The 14,487-nt window shown below is 71.0% G+C and carries 11 protein-coding genes and 1 pseudogene; 9 read left to right on the top strand and 3 right to left on the bottom strand.

Annotated elements, in window-relative coordinates:
* Window positions 1–117: 117 nt before the first annotated feature.
* From IF54_RS0101670 to IF54_RS0101655, 4 genes are all read left to right on the top strand, one after another.
* A complete protein-coding gene (locus tag IF54_RS0101670; RefSeq protein ID WP_030313627.1) occupies window positions 118–939 on the top strand; it encodes a hypothetical protein in 822 nt (273 codons plus the stop codon).
* A 61-nt stretch (window positions 940–1,000) separates the two neighbouring features.
* On the top strand, window positions 1,001–2,320 hold the full coding sequence (locus IF54_RS0101665) for a copper amine oxidase (RefSeq protein WP_030313624.1): 1,320 nt from the start codon (window positions 1,001–1,003) through the stop codon (window positions 2,318–2,320).
* Between the two features lie 114 nt (window positions 2,321–2,434).
* Window positions 2,435–3,679, top strand: a complete 1,245-nt coding sequence (locus IF54_RS0101660) for an SAV2148 family HEPN domain-containing protein (RefSeq protein ID WP_078851834.1) — start codon at window positions 2,435–2,437, stop codon at window positions 3,677–3,679.
* Window positions 3,680–3,790: 111 nt separating this feature from the next.
* On the top strand, window positions 3,791–4,513 hold the full coding sequence (locus tag IF54_RS0101655) for a 3'-5' exonuclease (protein WP_030313620.1): 723 nt from the start codon (window positions 3,791–3,793) through the stop codon (window positions 4,511–4,513).
* A 7-nt stretch (window positions 4,514–4,520) separates the two neighbouring features.
* Here the strand turns inward: IF54_RS0101655 and IF54_RS0101650 are convergent, their stop codons facing one another.
* Window positions 4,521–5,510 (bottom strand): DMT family transporter, encoded by a 990-nt coding sequence (locus tag IF54_RS0101650; protein WP_037819045.1) that lies wholly within the window; start codon window positions 5,508–5,510, stop codon window positions 4,521–4,523.
* An 80-nt stretch (window positions 5,511–5,590) separates the two neighbouring features.
* Between IF54_RS0101650 and IF54_RS0101645 the strand changes: the two genes are divergently transcribed.
* On the top strand, window positions 5,591–6,496 hold the full coding sequence (locus IF54_RS0101645; protein WP_030313616.1) for a LysR family transcriptional regulator: 906 nt from the start codon (window positions 5,591–5,593) through the stop codon (window positions 6,494–6,496).
* A gap of 60 nt (window positions 6,497–6,556) precedes the next feature.
* On the opposite strand, the gene IF54_RS0101640 is transcribed toward IF54_RS0101645, so the two are convergent.
* Window positions 6,557–7,411, bottom strand: coding sequence for an aminoglycoside phosphotransferase family protein (locus IF54_RS0101640; RefSeq protein WP_030313615.1), 855 nt, complete (start codon window positions 7,409–7,411; stop codon window positions 6,557–6,559).
* A 201-nt stretch (window positions 7,412–7,612) separates the two neighbouring features.
* On the opposite strand from IF54_RS0101640, the gene IF54_RS0101630 reads away from it, so the two are divergent.
* From IF54_RS0101630 to mgt, 4 genes and pseudogenes are all read left to right on the top strand, one after another.
* Complete coding sequence (locus IF54_RS0101630) at window positions 7,613–8,545, top strand: carbohydrate ABC transporter permease (RefSeq protein WP_030313613.1); 933 nt, start codon at window positions 7,613–7,615, stop codon at window positions 8,543–8,545.
* Window positions 8,542–9,375 carry a carbohydrate ABC transporter permease gene (locus IF54_RS0101625; RefSeq protein ID WP_030313611.1) on the top strand — a complete coding sequence of 278 codons (834 nt, stop codon included), beginning with the start codon at window positions 8,542–8,544 and terminating at the stop codon, window positions 9,373–9,375. The genes IF54_RS0101630 and IF54_RS0101625 overlap by 4 nt, the downstream gene beginning before the upstream one ends.
* A gap of 14 nt (window positions 9,376–9,389) precedes the next feature.
* Window positions 9,390–10,664, top strand: coding sequence for an ABC transporter substrate-binding protein (locus IF54_RS0101620; RefSeq protein ID WP_030313609.1), 1,275 nt, complete (start codon window positions 9,390–9,392; stop codon window positions 10,662–10,664).
* A 57-nt stretch (window positions 10,665–10,721) separates the two neighbouring features.
* Window positions 10,722–11,952 (top strand): annotated as a pseudogene (gene mgt / locus IF54_RS0101615) (macrolide-inactivating glycosyltransferase).
* A 90-nt stretch (window positions 11,953–12,042) separates the two neighbouring features.
* On the opposite strand, the gene IF54_RS0101610 reads toward mgt, so the two are convergent.
* Window positions 12,043–14,310 (bottom strand): MMPL family transporter, encoded by a 2,268-nt coding sequence (locus IF54_RS0101610; RefSeq protein ID WP_030313605.1) that lies wholly within the window; start codon window positions 14,308–14,310, stop codon window positions 12,043–12,045.
* Window positions 14,311–14,487: the final 177 nt, after the last annotated feature.

Here is a 14,487-nt window from a genome sequence, read left to right as displayed (position 1 = left end):
TATGACTTACGTCCCTCTTACCCAGCGACCGGCGCACAGGACGATCACAGGACCGCCCTGGGCCGAACCATTGGGGCATACACGTACTCCCGGAGTTCCGGGGAGTAGGGGGAAGATGTGCGCAAGATAGTGCACCGCCACCTCGGGAAGGTGGTGGCAGGTGCGGCCATCGCGGTGGCCGGGACCGCCGTGATGATCGGGATCACCCTGCCGGGCACGGCAGGGGCGGACGCCGACCCGGCGGGCGCCGGATCGGCCGCGGGTCGGTCCGCGGCGCAGGCCGGAGCGGGCCAGGACGGGGCGGTGGCGCCCGGAGTCGTCGAGCAGGCCCCGGCGGCCGAGGGGGAGAAGGGCAAGGGCCGCGACCCGCTCACCGACGACGAGATCAAGCGGGTGGAGCAGCTCGCCGTGAACCGGCAGATGTTCAACACCAGTGAGGACGTCGAGGGCGAGCGCGGCCCCGAGCGGCTCACCGTGGACCTCGCCGACCCGAAGGCCGACGAACTCGACGACCCGAACGCGCCGCGGCGCGCGGACGTGACGTTCTACGACTACCGGGACGACACCCTCGTCACCAAGACCGTCGACCTCGCCAGCGGCAAGGTCGTCGCGACCGGCACCCAGCACGGCGTGCAGCCGCCGCTGAGCCGCGCCGAGTACACGGAAGCCGCGAGCCTGCTGATCGCCGACCCGCTGGGCGCGGACCTCAAGGCCGACTACAAGGACGCCACCGACAAGGAACTCACCGACCCGAACCAGCTGCTGCTCACCGGCGCGGTGTACCGGGCGGTACCGGGCGGCCAGCCGGCCGTGCTCGACAAGTGCGGCGAGCACCGCTGCGTACGGCTGTTCCCGAAGGTCAAGAACGGCCCCTGGATCGACGCCAGGGCCTTCGTGATCGACCTCAGCGCCCGCAAGATCGCCAAGCTCGCCGGCTGAGCCGCGTCTCTTCCTCGTCCACTTTTCCCACCTGCTCCTTCCGCAAGGGAGTCATCTCTTCATGCGTGTCAACAGAATCAGCCGCGCGCGCAGGCACGCGGCCCTCGGCGTTTCCGTGGTCGCGCTGGCCGCCGGTGTCACCACCGGCGCGGGCCCGGCCGCCGCCCAGCCGAAGGCCGCCGCCGCGGCCGCCGCGGAGTGCAGCTCCGCCTACAAGATCGAGCAGAAGCTGTCCAGCGGCACGACCTGGAGCATGTGCTGGCGCTACGACGGCAAGGCCGGGCTCGTCCTGGAGGACATCTCCTACCAGCCCAAGGGCGAGGCCGCGCCCATCAAGGTCCTCAACAGCGCCCGGCTCGGCCAGATCCACGTCCCCTACGACGACGGCAGCGTCGAGTACGACGACCTGACCGGCTTCGGCTTTGCGCAGGGCCTGATGAACCTGGACCCGGGCGAGTGCCCCGGCGGCACCATCAAGAAGGTCAAGGTCCCCGACTCCTGGGACCCGGACCAGTCCGACGTCAGCGGCCTGTGCACCACGACCCGCTCCCGCGGCCACGCCTACCGCATGCAGGGCGACAGCGCCAACAAGGTCTACCAGGCCCAGGGCAAGGACCTGCTGGTCTACTCGGTCAACCAGGTCGGCTGGTACGAGTACATGACCGAGTGGCGCTTCCAGGACGACGGCACCATCACCATGAACCTCGGTGCGACCGGCAGCCTCTCCTACTACGACTACGACGCCGGCGACGGCCGCGGCTGGCCCATCGGCAAGGGCCCGCGCGCCCAGGCCACCAGCCACAGCCACAACGCTTTCTGGCGCCTGGACTTCGCCCTCGACGGCTCCTCCAAGAACCGCGTCGAGCAGTACGACTCGACGGTCACCGCCGCCGCCGCGGGCCAGCAGGCGCCGAGCACCAAGACCACCCGCACCCCGGTCACCAAGGAACTCGCCGGCGACGCCAAGAGCTACCGCTGGTGGCGTGTGGTCAGCGCGGTCGGCAAGAACAAGGACTGGCACCCGCGGTCGTACGAGATCGTCCCCGGCCCGAGCACCAAGTACCCGGGGCGCAGCTTCACCAAGCACGACGTGTACTTCACCGAGTACAACGAGTGCGAGCAGTTCGCCAGCAACAACCCCGGCAACTGCGGTGCCGGAGCGGGCAAGTCCGTCGACAAGTGGGTCAACGGCCAGACGCTCACCCACCCGGTGGTCTGGATGAACGTGGGCTTCCACCACATCGCCCGGGACGAGGACCAGCAGCCCATGCCGGTGCACTGGCAGGGTTTCTCCATCGCCCCGAGGGACGTCACGGCTATGAATCCGCTCACTCCGGCCGAGCTCGCCGGGCAGAACGGGCAGTGGACCCCCGGTAGTTGAGATTGACCCTGTCCATCCGGCTGCACCGCCGACCGCTCCCGGAGTACCCTTCCTTGATCGTTGGGTGGGGAGACCCTCCGGGTGGCACCCGGGGGAGCGGAAGGCGGTGCGCGGGTGGGCTCGGGAGGGCTGGAGTTGCCCCCTGGTGACGAGGGTCACGAGGGGAACTCCCAAGACGCCCCGCCCGGCACGGTGTCCCTGGCACGGCCGATGGACGCGGGAGCGACGATCGGGCCGGAGCTGGACTGGGACGCCGAAGCCTGGCGTGAGGTGCGTACACGCGCGCAGCGGGCGGGGCGGGCCTACATCTGGCTGAACCTCGTGGAGCAGCGGCTGCGGGCCGTCGTGGCCGCCGTGCTGCGGCCCATCTACGAACCCGTTCACGGCCACGACGACTGGGTGGTGGCCGCCGCCGGACCCGCCGGGCAGGAATGGGTCCAGCGCGCGGTGGCCGTCCGCGAGGTCAGCCGCCGCAAGGGTTATCTGCTCGACCCCGCCGACGACAACGTCCTCAGCTTCCTCACCCTGCCCCAGCTGCGCGAGCTGATGGTGCAGCACTGGCCGTGCTTCGAGCCCTACTTCGACGAGCGCCGGGACGTCGAACTGGCCCTGGACGAGCTGGAGGTGACCCGCAACGTCGTCTCCCGCAACCGCGCCCTGTCCGAGGCGGTCCTCGGCCAGGCCGAGCGCGCCTCCGCCAAGCTCCTGGAGATACTCGGCGCCGGCGGTGACGTGCCGTCCGCCCGGCGGCTGCCCGTGGACGCGGTCGAGGACCTGGTCGGCGACCGGTACGCCGACGTGGTCGCCGTCCACCCCGACCGGGTGCGGCTGCTGCGGCAGTTCCCCGCCGAGGACATCTTCGGCGGCGCCCGCCGTCTCGACGCCGTCGGCATCGGCCTCAACCTCCTGGTGCAGAACTTCTCCGGCCGGCGTCTGGTGCGGCTCGCCGAGGCCGGCTGCCGGGTGCGGCTGCTCTTCCTGAACCCGGCCTCCAGCGCGGTCAAGCGGCGCGAGCGGGAACTGGGCATGAAGCGGGGCGAGTTGAGCCGCTCCGTCGAGATGAACATCCTCCACATGCGCCGGGTGCGCTCGCGGCTGCGCGACCCGGGCGCCTTCGAGATCCAGGTCTACGACGACACACCGCGCTTCTCGGCCTACCTGGTGGACGGCGACGGCACCGACGGCATAGCGGTCGTGCAGTCCTACCTGCGCCGGTCCCGGGGCATGGAGGCACCCGTGCTCGTGCTGCGCAACGGCAACCGGGTGGTGAAGGCGGGCGACGTGGACGACATCGGACTCTTCCCCACCTACCGCGAGGAGTTCGAGACGAACTGGGCTGATTCACGCCCGGTGTCCTGAACTGTCCGGAACCGCAGGGCCGGTAAGCGGAACGCGGCCGTCTGATTGTCAGTGGCGCATGGGAAGGTGGAGACCACTGGGGGAAAGCACCACCACGAAGGGGGACCGCCCATGGGCTGGCACCAAGAGCTGCTGATCGGCTTCGACCTGGAGACCACCGGCACCGATCCGCGCGAGGCGCGCATCGTCACCGCGGCCGTCATCGAGGTCAGGGGCGGGCAGCCCATGGGGCACCGGGAGTGGCTGGCCGACCCGGGCGTCGAGATCCCGGCGGACGCCGTCGCGGTCCACGGCATCAGCAACGAGCGGGCGGCCGGCGAGGGCCGCCCCGCCGACCAGGTCGCCGACGCCGTCGCCGACGTCCTCACCACCTACTGGAGGACCGGCGTCCCGGTCGTCGCGTACAACGCCGCCTTCGACCTGAGCCTGCTCTCCGCCGAACTGCGCCGGTACGGCCTGCCGTCCCTGCGCGAGCGCCTGGGCGACCTCGACCCGGCCCCGGTCATCGACCCGTACACCATCGACCGCTCGGTGGACCGCTACCGCCGCGGCAAACGCAACCTCGAAGCGGTCTGCACCGAGTACGGCGTCGCTCTCGACGCGGCCCATGACGCCTCTGCCGACGCCCTCGCCGCGGCCCGGCTGGCCTGCGCGATAGCCGTCCGCCATCCCAAGGTCGCCGCCCTCGGCCCGGCGGAACTGCACCGCCGCCAGATCGAGTGGTACGCGGAATGGGCAGCGGACTTCCAGGACTTCCTGCGCCGCAAGGGCGACGCGACCGCGGTGGTCGACGGCACCTGGCCGCTGCGCGAGCCGGCCGACGAGACGGTGTGAGAGACCCTCACGGGAGCAGAGCCGGCGGGGTGGGCGCCGTGGTGTCGCCCGGTGGCGTACCCGGGCACCCGATGCCCTGCTCGGCGGGACGGACTTCCCTGCGGCGCACGCCGGACGCCCGGTGGGCGCGCTCCACCGACTGCCCCCAGTAGGTGCCGGTGACCATCAGGACCGCGCCGAGCCCCGTCAGCACGGTGAAGTGCTCGCCGCCCAGCGCGACCCCGACCGCGGCGGCCCAGATCGGCTCGGTGCCCAGCAGCAGACTGGCCCGGCTGGCCGAGGTGCGCTGAACGGCCCAGGTCTGGGCGAGAAACGCGAACACACTGCAAAAAAAGGCGAGATAGAGCAGCTGGGTCCAGGTGGCGGTGTCCGCGTGGGCCAGGGCCGGCAGGTCCCGTGCGGCCGGGACCAGGAACAGGCCGGTGCCGACGAGGGTCTGCACGGTCGTCAGGTGCAGCGGCCGTATCGCCCGGCCCGCGGTGAACCGGCCGACCAGCGCCACATGGCCCGCCCGCACGACAGCGGCGCCGAGCATCAGCAGGTCGCCGAGGCGGGGAGCGTGGAAGCCGTTGCCCGCCATGAGGAGCCCGACGGCCAGGACGCACAGGCCGGCGGCGGCGTAGAAGACCGGCGGCAGCCCGCCCCGCTGACCGCCGCGGTCGAGAAGGGGGGTGAGCACGATGGTCAGGCTGATGATGAGACCGGCGTTGGCGGCGCTGGTGTGGGCGACGCCATAGGTCTCGACGACCAGGACGGCGGCCTGGGTGAGGCCGAGGGGCAGACCGGCCCGCAGCTCCTCCCGCGTCCACCGGTGAGACCTCCTACCGGGAGCGGCGACGACCACCCCCAGACACGCGAGCGCGGACAGGGCGTAGCGCGCGAACAGAACGAGCAGGACGGGAAGCGCGGCGGTGGCGGTCTGGGCGGACAGGTAACTCGAACCCCAGACGAGCGCGACCAGCAGGAGTACCACGTCGGTACGGCGGGCGTCGGACACCCGACCACCCTGCACCGAAGCGTCCCTGAAGCCCAGAACCAGTTTCTTCAACGATCTTTCAGTACTCCTACACTGTCGTGATGGACGAACGTCAGCTGCGGATCCTGCGGGAGCTGGGCGAACTGGGAAGCGTCACCGCGGTCGCCGAGGCGCTGCTCGTGACCCCCTCGGCGATCTCGCAGCAGCTGCGGCTGCTCCAGCGCTCGGTGCGGGTGCCGCTGACCGAGCGCGACGGACGCCGACTGGTCCTCACCGACGCCGGCCAGGCCCTGGCGGGCGCCGCCATCGAGGTGGAGACGGCCCTGGCACGCGCCCGGCACACGGTCGAGGAGTTCGCCGACCGCCCCGACGGCGAGGTCTCGGTGGCGGCGTTCCACAGTGCGGCCGCCGCGTTCTTCCCACCGCTGCTCCGCGCGCTGGCCGGCACGGACGGCCCGGTGCCGAGACTGGCCGACGAGGACGTCCCGCAGGAGGACTTCCCGCGCCTGACCCGCGCGTACGACATCGTCCTGGCCCACCGCCTGGAGCACGCCCCCGCCTGGCCGCCCACGGTGACCGCCACCACCCTGCTGCGCGAACCCCTGGACGTGGCCATGCCGGCCGACCATCCCCTGGCGGCCAAGCGCCGGGTGACCCCGAAGGACGTGGCCGGCGAACCCTGGATCACGGTCCACGACGGCTTCCCGGTGATGGCCACCATCGAGGCGATCTCGGCGGCAGCGGGCCACCGCCTCCACCTGGCCCACCGCATCAACGAGTTCGCGGTGGCGGCGGAGGCGGTGGCGGCGGGCGGCGGCCTGGCGCTGATGCCCCGCTGGACGATGCGCCGCCACCCGTCCCTGGCGCTGCGGCCCTTGAGCGGCGTCCAGGCGAGACGTCACATCGACGCCCTGTACCGCCCGGAGAGAACGGCGAGGAGAGCGGTCAGGACGGTTTTGGCGGAACTGAAGTCGGCAGCACAATCGATTCGTGGCGCGGCTGACTGACCTAGGGGCGCGGGGAACTGCGCGACCAGCCACAACGAACCCGCAGAGACCCACGACCTCTCAGAACGGATACCACCGCACAGTCGAATCCCCGTCCCGCAAAGAACCCACCCGCCGCTCGAACTCCACCAACGCCGCCGGATTCGACGCCGCATGCTGCGCGACCCACGCACAACTCGCCGTCTCCCGAGCCCCCCGCAGCACCGCACACCCCTCCCACTCCCGCACATCCCACCCGTACGCAGCGGTGAACGCGTCATAGGCGGCCGCAGGCACCCCGTACCGGTCCCTGGACAGCGCCATCACCACCAGATCGTGCTCCCGCAGATCCGAGGAGAAGGTCTCCAGGTCGACCAGGACCGGCCCGGACGGCCCCACATGCACGTTCCGCGGCAACGCGTCCCCGTGAATCGGCCCCGGTACCAGACGGGGCGTCACCGCTGCCGCCGCCCCCGCGAAACCGTCCCGCCGCTGTCGCAGATACTCCGCGTCGGCGGCGGAGATCGCGTCGCCCGCGAGCCGGAGCCACCGCTCGACACCGCCGAGCAGGTCCCGCGGCGGCAGGGCGAAGGGCGGCGCCGGCAGCGCGTGCACCACCCGCAGCAGTTCGGCCAGATCCCGCGGCTCGGCGGGCCGTACCGCGTCCGGCAACCGGTGCCACACGGTCACCGGATGCCCCTCGACGAGCCGGGCCTTCGGCTCGGCCGCCCGCACCGCGGGCACCCCCGCCTCCGCGAGCCACACCGCGATGTCCAGTTCCCGGCGCGCCCGGTCGAGGAGTTCGGCGTCGCGGCCGACCTTGACGACCAGGTCACCGGCGGCGAACACGGCGTTCTCGCCGAGCGCGAGCAGCAGTGCCGAGGCCGGCAGCACCCCCGTCGCGTCCAGTACATCCCGTGCCCGTGCCTCGTCCATGGTCCGGCCTCCAGTCGCCGTAGGTCCGCGTGCTCGCCCGCGCCGGGGGGAACGGCGTGATCGGGCCAATCATCGGCCAGTCTCGCATCAGCACAGGTCGGCCCGTGTGCGCGGAGTCTTGACGGGGCACGGCGTGGTCACGACCATGACGGGGCCCACCTGGACCCGGACCGTCACGAGCCGCGCGAAGGAGCCGATCACGTGACAGTGGTGACCGCGACGAAGCGGCCGGCGAGGGACGCCCCGCGCGCCGGGAGCAGGCGGAGTTCCGGCCGCGGTGCCTGGTTCCTGGTGCTGCCGGCGCTGATCCCGATCCTGGTGCTCAGTGTGGGGCCCCTGCTCTACGGGATCCTGCTGGCCTTCACCGACGCCCAGTCCGGCCGGACCCGGGCCACGCAGTGGATCGGCGGCCTGAACTTCCAGGACCTGCTGCACGACACGCTGTTCTGGGAGTCGTTCCGGATCGGTCTGGTGTGGGCGGTCGGCGTGACCGTCCCGCAGTTCCTGCTGGCGCTCGGGCTCGCCCTGCTCCTCGACCAGGACCTCAGACTGCGCTGGCTCGCCCGTGCCCTCGCGATCATCCCGTGGGCCATGCCGGAGGTCGTCGTCGGTGTGATGTGGCGGCTCGTCTACAACCCGGACGCCGGTGTCCTCAACGAGACGCTGCGCACCCTCGGCCTCGGCGACGGCCGGGACTGGCTGAGCGGTCTGTCCACGGCGCTGCCCGCCGTGATCGTCGTGGGGGTCTGGGCCGGGATGCCCCAGACGACGGTCACGCTGCTCGCCGGCCTCCAGAACACCCCGCGCGAACTCCACGAGGCCGCCGCGATGGACGGCGCGGGCGCCTGGCGCCGGTTCCGCACGGTGACCTGGCCCGCCCTGAGACCGGTGGCGCTCGCGATCACCGCGCTCAATTTCATTTGGAACTTCAACTCGTTCGCCCTGGTGTACGTGCTGACCAGCGGCGGCCCCGGCGGCCGGACCCGGCTTCCGATGCTCTTCGCCTACGAAGAGGCCTTCCGTTACGGCCAGTTCGGCTACGCGGCCGCGATGGGGCTCGTGATGGTCGCGGTGATCTCCCTGCTCCTCGCGCTCTTCCTGGTGGGTCGGATCAAGGGAGGTGACGAGGCATGAGGACCAGCACCGCCGGCCGCGTCGGCCAGTACGCCGCCCTTCTCGGGTATCTCGTCTTCCTCGCCTTCCCCTTCCTCTGGCTGATCTCCACCGCCTTCAAGTCCCCCCGTGAGCTGGGCAGTCTGCACCCCACCTGGATCCCGCGGGACCCCACCCTCGACAACTTCCGCCAGGCCTTCGACGAACAGCCCCTGCTGCGCGCCGCGGGCAACTCCCTGCTGGCCGCGCTCGCCGCCGCCGTGATCGCCGTACTGATCGCGACGCCGCTCGCCTACGTCATGGCCCGGCAGCGCACCCGGCTCGCGAAGGCCGGCACCGGCTGGGTGGTGGTCAGCCAGGCCTTCCCGCTGGTGCTGGTGATCATCCCGCTGTTCCTGGTGCTCAAGGAGCTGCGGCTGATCAACTCCCTGGCGGGGCTGGTGATGGTGTACGTCGTGTGGGCGCTGCCGTTCGCGCTGTGGATGCTCGTCGGATACGTCCGTGCCGTGCCGGGGGAGCTGGAGGAGGCCGCCGCCGTCGACGGGGCCGGACGCCTACGGACCCTGGTGTCGGTGACGGCGCCGCTGCTCGCGCCCGGCATCGTGGCGACGGCGCTGTTCGCCTTCATCACCGCGTGGAACGAGTTCTTCTTCGCCCTGGTCCTGCTGAAGACCCCGGAGAAACAGACCCTGCCGGTGATCCTCACCCACTTCATCGGTGCGGAGGGTGTCGCCGACCTGGGCCCGCTCGCGGCGGCCGCCTTCCTCGCCACTCTCCCCTCGCTGATCATCTTCGCGATCATCCAACGGCGGATCACCGGAGGCATGCTGGCCGGGGCGGTGAAGAGCTGATGCGTGGACAGCCGATGCGCGCACGGTGGATCGTCGTCCTGATGCTGCTCCTCGCCGGCTGCACCCACGGCGCCGGCGGCTCCGGCACGGGACCTGTCACCCTCCGCTTCCAGTCCCTCGCCTGGCAGGAGGAGTCCGTCGAGGCCAACAAGGCACTCGTGAAGGAGTGGAACGCGACCCATCCGGACGTCAAGGCCGAGTACGTGCAGGGGAGTTGGGACAGCGTCCACGACCAGCTGCTCACTTCCTTCGAGGGCGGGGAGGCGCCGGACATCATCCACGACGCCTCCGACGACCTCGCGGACTTCGCCTACGGCGGCTACCTCGCCGACCTGAGCGACCTGCTGCCCCAGCGACTCACATCCGACATCCCGCAGCACAGTTGGGACACCACCTCCTTCGGCGACGGGGTGTATGGCGTGCCGTTCCTCCAGGAACCCCGCGTCCTGATCGCCAACGCCACATGGCTGAAGCAGTCCGGTGTACGTGTCCCGACCGCTCAACACCCCTGGAGCTGGGGGGAGTTCCGGCGGATCACCGCCCGGCTCAGCGGTGCCGGGAAGTACGGCGTGGCCTGGCCGCTCAAGGAGCCCGTCTCCGCGACCATCAGCCTCTCCCTGTCGGCGGGCGGACAGCTCTTCCACCGGGCTGCCGACGGCAAGGTGACCATCCGCTTCGAACGGGCCGACGAAACCGTGCCGCGCACGATCCATGACCAGGCGAACACCGACCGCAGCGCCTCGCCCACCACCCTCGGCAGCGGCGGCTCCGACACCCTGCCCGGATTCTTCGGCGGCAGGTACGCGATGGTCCCGCTCGGCTTCTCCTACCGTCAGCAGATCGCGCAACAGGCGCCCAAGGGGTTCCGGTGGCAGGTCCTGCCCGCCCCGGCCGGCGCCGACGGGCTCACCCAGGGCGTCAGCCCGCAGACCCTGTCCGTCGCCGAGGACAGCCCGCACAAGAAGGAGGCCGCCGAGTTCATCGACTTCCTCCTGAGGCCGAAGAACATGGTCCGGCTGGCACTCGGCGACTGGATGCTGCCGACCGGCACGGAGGCCCTCGCCGACCCCGCCCTGCACACCGCGAAGGACGGCTGGGCGACCGGAACCGCCCTCGCCCCGCACCTCCGCCCGGCGCCCGCGCAGTCCGTGCGCGGCTACCCCGAGTGGAAGGACAAGGTGGCCACGCCCGCCTTCCAGGAGTACTACAGCGGCGCCATCGGCCTCGGTGAACTGCGGAAACGGCTGGAGGAGGACGGAAACCTGGTGCTCGCCCGCTACCAGCGCTGAAAACCGCTTGCCCGGGCCGACGGCGCCCACCGATTCGTTCCTCATGAGGCCAACCCATTGGACGAGACGTCTCGTCTCGCCTATGCTCGCCGGTATGACCAGTCGCTCGCACATCGCCATGTTCTCCACCGCCAACCACGGGCACGTGAACCCCAGTCTGGAAGTGATCCGGGAACTCGTCGCGCGCGGGCACCGGGTCACGTACGCCATTCCGCCGCTGCTCGCCGAGAAGGTCGCCGAGACCGGGGCGGAGGTGAAGCCCTGGAACTCCACGCTGCCCGGCCCCGACGACGACCCGTCGGCCTGGGGGAGCGAACTGCTCGACCATGTGGAGCTCTTCCTGGACGACGCCGTCCAGGCCCTGCCCCAGCTCGCCGAGGCCTACGACGGCGACGCGCCGGATCTCGTCCTGCACGACATCACCGCCTACCCGGCCCGGATCCTCGCCCACCGCTGGGGTGTCCCGGCGATCTCCCTCTCGCCGAACCTCGTCGCCTGGGAGGGGTACGAGGAGGAGGTCGCCGAGCCCCTGTGGGCCGAGCCGAGGAGCACCGAACGGGGACAGGCGTACTACGCCCGTTTCCAGGGGTGGTTGGACGAGAACGGGATCGCCATGCACCCGGATCCCTTCGTCGGCCGCCCCGACCGCTCCCTCGTCCTGATCCCGAAGGCGCTCCAGCCCCACGCCGACCGGGTCGACGAAACGGTGTACACCTTCGTCGGCGCCTGTCAGGGCGACCGGGCAGCGCAGGGGGAGTGGCGGCGGCCGGACGCGGCCGAGAGGGTTGTGCTCGTCTCCCTCGGCTCCTCCTTCACCAAGCGGCCCGACTTCTACAAGGAGTGCCTGCGGGCCTTCGGTGACCTTCCCGGCTGGCACCTAGTGCTTCAGATCGGCACGCACGTGGACCCGGCCGAGCTGGGCGCCGTACCGGACAACGTCGAAGTGCGGTCGTGGGTGCCGCAGTTGGCGATCCTCCGGCAGGCCGACCTGTTCGTCACCCACGCCGGCGCGGGCGGCAGCCAGGAGGGACTGGCGACCGTCACGCCGATGATCGCCGTACCGCAGGCCGTGGACCAGTTCGGCAACGCCGAGATGCTCAGCGCTCTCGGGGTCGCCCGGCGGATCGACACCGAGGACGCGACCGCCGAGGCGCTGCGTGACGCCGCGCTGGCCCTCGTCGACGACCCCGAAGTCGCCAGGAGACTCAAGGAGGTTCAGGCGGGGATGGCCCAGGAGGGCGGCACGCGTCGGGCCGCCGACCTGATCGAGGCCGCACTGCGCGCATGAGTGAGGGCCCGTTGGCACCCCGGTCGCCAACGGGCCCTCGGTATCAGGGGGTTCTGCCCCGATGAGGGGGGTTCGGCCCCGCCGAGGGGATCAGACCCTCACGCGCTCACCCTCGTCGTCCCGGGCCGGCGTGGGTCCCGCCACGGCGTCCGCGGACTCGTCGTGGGTGAGGTCCGGCAGCCGGTTCAGCCACTTCGGCAGGTACCAGTTGCGCTCGCCGAGCAGCGCCATGACCGCCGGGAGCAGCACGCCCCGGATGATCGTCGCGTCGATGAGCACCGCGGCCGCCAGGCCCACGCCCATCTGCTTCATGGACTGCATGGACAGCGTTCCGAAGATCGCGAACACGGCGACCATGATGACGGCCGCGCTGGTGACGACACCGGCCGTGGTGACCACCCCGTGCTGGATCGCGTCCCGCGTCGTACGGCCCCGCAGCCGCGCCTCGCGGATCCGCGAGACCACGAACACGTGGTAGTCCATCGACAGACCGAACAGGATCACGAAGAGGAACAGCGGCAGCCAGGTGATGATGGCCCCGACGCCCTCCGCGCCCACCAGGGACGCGCCCCAGCCGTGCTGGAAGACGGCGACGAGGATGCCGTAGGCCGCGCCCACCGACAGCAGGTTGAGCACGATCGAGGTGATCGCGACGGTCAGCGAGCGGAACGACAGGAGCATCAGCACGAAGGCGAAGATCACGACGAACGCGAACACCGGGACGACCGCCCCGGTCAGCTGGTCGTTGAAGTCCTTGGACCCGGCGACCTGACCGGTGATCGGCGCCTGGAGCCCGTCGACCTTGCCGAGCGTGGCCGGACGGACCTCGTCGCGCAGCTTGTCCAGGCTCTGACCGGCCTTGTCGAAGTCGGAGCCGCCCACCAGCGGGACGTAGACGAAGGCGAGGTTCTGCGCGTCGTGCAGCTTGATCTCGACCGGGCCCCGGGAGGCGCCCGAGGAGATCGCCCGCGCCTTGAAGTCGGCCAGTGCGGCGGTGACTTCGGGGGCGTTGATGTCGGCGGCCTTGACGACCACCTCGGCCGGCTCGGAACCGCCGGGGAAGGAGGCGTTGACCCGGTTGTAGGTCTGCACGATCGGCAGCGAGTCGCCGAACTCCTGGTCCAGGGTGAGGTTCTGGGTCTTCATGCCGAGCGCGGGCGCCGCGATGGCGAGCAGGGCGCCGGCCGCGACCACGACGCAGACGAGCGGCTTGGCTAGGACGCCCTTCAGCACGGCGGTCCAGAAGCGGCTCTCCCGGTTCCCGGCCCGCTTGCGGCGCAGCCGGCTCTCCGGGTGCAGCCAGGGGATCTTGCCCTTCTCGACCCGCTCGCCGAGGAGCGAGAGCAGCGCGGGCAGCACGGTCACGGAACCGACCATGGCGACCGCCACGACCATCAGCGAGGCCAGGCCCATCGCCTCGAACTCGGCGAGCCCGGTGAACAGCATTCCCGCCATCGCCACGCACACCGTGACACCGGAGACGATGATCGCGCGGCCGCTGGTCGCGGCGGCGATCTTCAGGGCGGTCTGCGAGTCCCGCCCGGCCTGCCGCTCCTCGCGCTCACGGCGCAGATAGAACAGGCAGTAGTCGACACCCACGGCCAGACCGACCAGCAGCATCACCGAGTTGGCGGTGTCGCTCATCGGCATCACATGGCTGACGATGCCCATCAGGCCCATCGTCGCCATGATCGCGCTGACCGCGAGCAGCACCGGCAGCAGGGCCGCGACCAGCGCGCCGAAGGCGATGAGCAGGATGCCGAGGGCCACCGGCACGGCGGAGAGCTCGGCCTTCTTGAAGTCGTCGCCGAACGCGTCGGAGAACGTCTTCTGCATGCTCGCGCCGCCGATCTCCTCGATCCGCAGCGACCCGTGCTCCTTCTGCACCCCCTCGACGGCCTTCAGCACCGGCTCGACCCGGTCGCCCGCGGTGTCCGCCTCGCCGCGCATGTCGAACTGCACGAGTGCGCTGCGGCCGTCCTTCGAGATCGTCTTCGTGTCGTACGGCGAGGTCACGTCGGTGACCTTGCCGGTGCCCTCGACCGCCTTCATGACCGCGGTGACGGCGGCCCTGAAGTCCGCGTCGGTCGCCTTGCCGCCGGCGTCCTTGGCCTGGATCAGCACCGTCTCACTGGCGGGCTCGTCGATCCCGGCGTCCTCGATGATCTTCGCGGCGGTGTGGGTCTCGCCCTTCAGCTGGTCGCTCTCCTTGACGTCGACGCGGCCCGCGGCCGAGCCGATTCCCATCGCCAGGACGACGAACAGCACCCAGATCCCGACGGCAGCCCATCGGTGCCGTGCGCTCCAGCCGCCGGCCCGGGCGGCCAGGCCACGCACCCTTGTGTCTCCGTTCCCCATGACGGGCTTGCCCCCTCGGAACCGGTGACAGCCCCCTGCCGTCACCTCTCGTTTCGAAGGTATGAGCTGGATAAACGCGTCTCGTCGTGCTGTCCGGTGAAGTGCGGGGGCGGTCGGCTCCTCCGGAGGGACCGCGTGCCCTCCGTACTGGGGAGGATCGTGACCCTTACATCTAAC

Origin of the sequence: Streptomyces sp. NRRL B-3229, from assembly GCF_000719505.1 — a bacterium.
In the GTDB taxonomy this organism is placed as follows: Bacteria; Actinomycetota; Actinomycetes; order Streptomycetales; family Streptomycetaceae; genus Streptomyces; species Streptomyces griseorubiginosus.
Note: the sequence above shows the minus strand (reverse complement) of the source record. Positions and strands in the feature narration are given on the sequence as shown.

What these genes read in the sequence shown, in the direction of transcription:
- IF54_RS0101665 (WP_030313624.1), top strand. Translation starts at nt 1,001, where the DNA reads ATGCGTGTCAACAGAATCAGCCGCGCGCGCAGGCACGCGGCCCTCGGC.
- IF54_RS0101655 (WP_030313620.1), top strand. Translation starts at nt 3,791, where the DNA reads ATGGGCTGGCACCAAGAGCTGCTGATCGGCTTCGACCTGGAGACCACC.
- IF54_RS0101645 (WP_030313616.1), top strand. Translation starts at nt 5,591, where the DNA reads ATGGACGAACGTCAGCTGCGGATCCTGCGGGAGCTGGGCGAACTGGGA.
- IF54_RS0101640 (WP_030313615.1), bottom strand. Translation starts at nt 7,411, where the DNA reads ATGGACGAGGCACGGGCACGGGATGTACTGGACGCGACGGGGGTGCTG.
- IF54_RS0101625 (WP_030313611.1), top strand. Translation starts at nt 8,542, where the DNA reads ATGAGGACCAGCACCGCCGGCCGCGTCGGCCAGTACGCCGCCCTTCTC.
- IF54_RS0101620 (WP_030313609.1), top strand. Translation starts at nt 9,390, where the DNA reads ATGCGCGCACGGTGGATCGTCGTCCTGATGCTGCTCCTCGCCGGCTGC.
- IF54_RS0101610 (WP_030313605.1), bottom strand. Translation starts at nt 14,310, where the DNA reads ATGGGGAACGGAGACACAAGGGTGCGTGGCCTGGCCGCCCGGGCCGGC.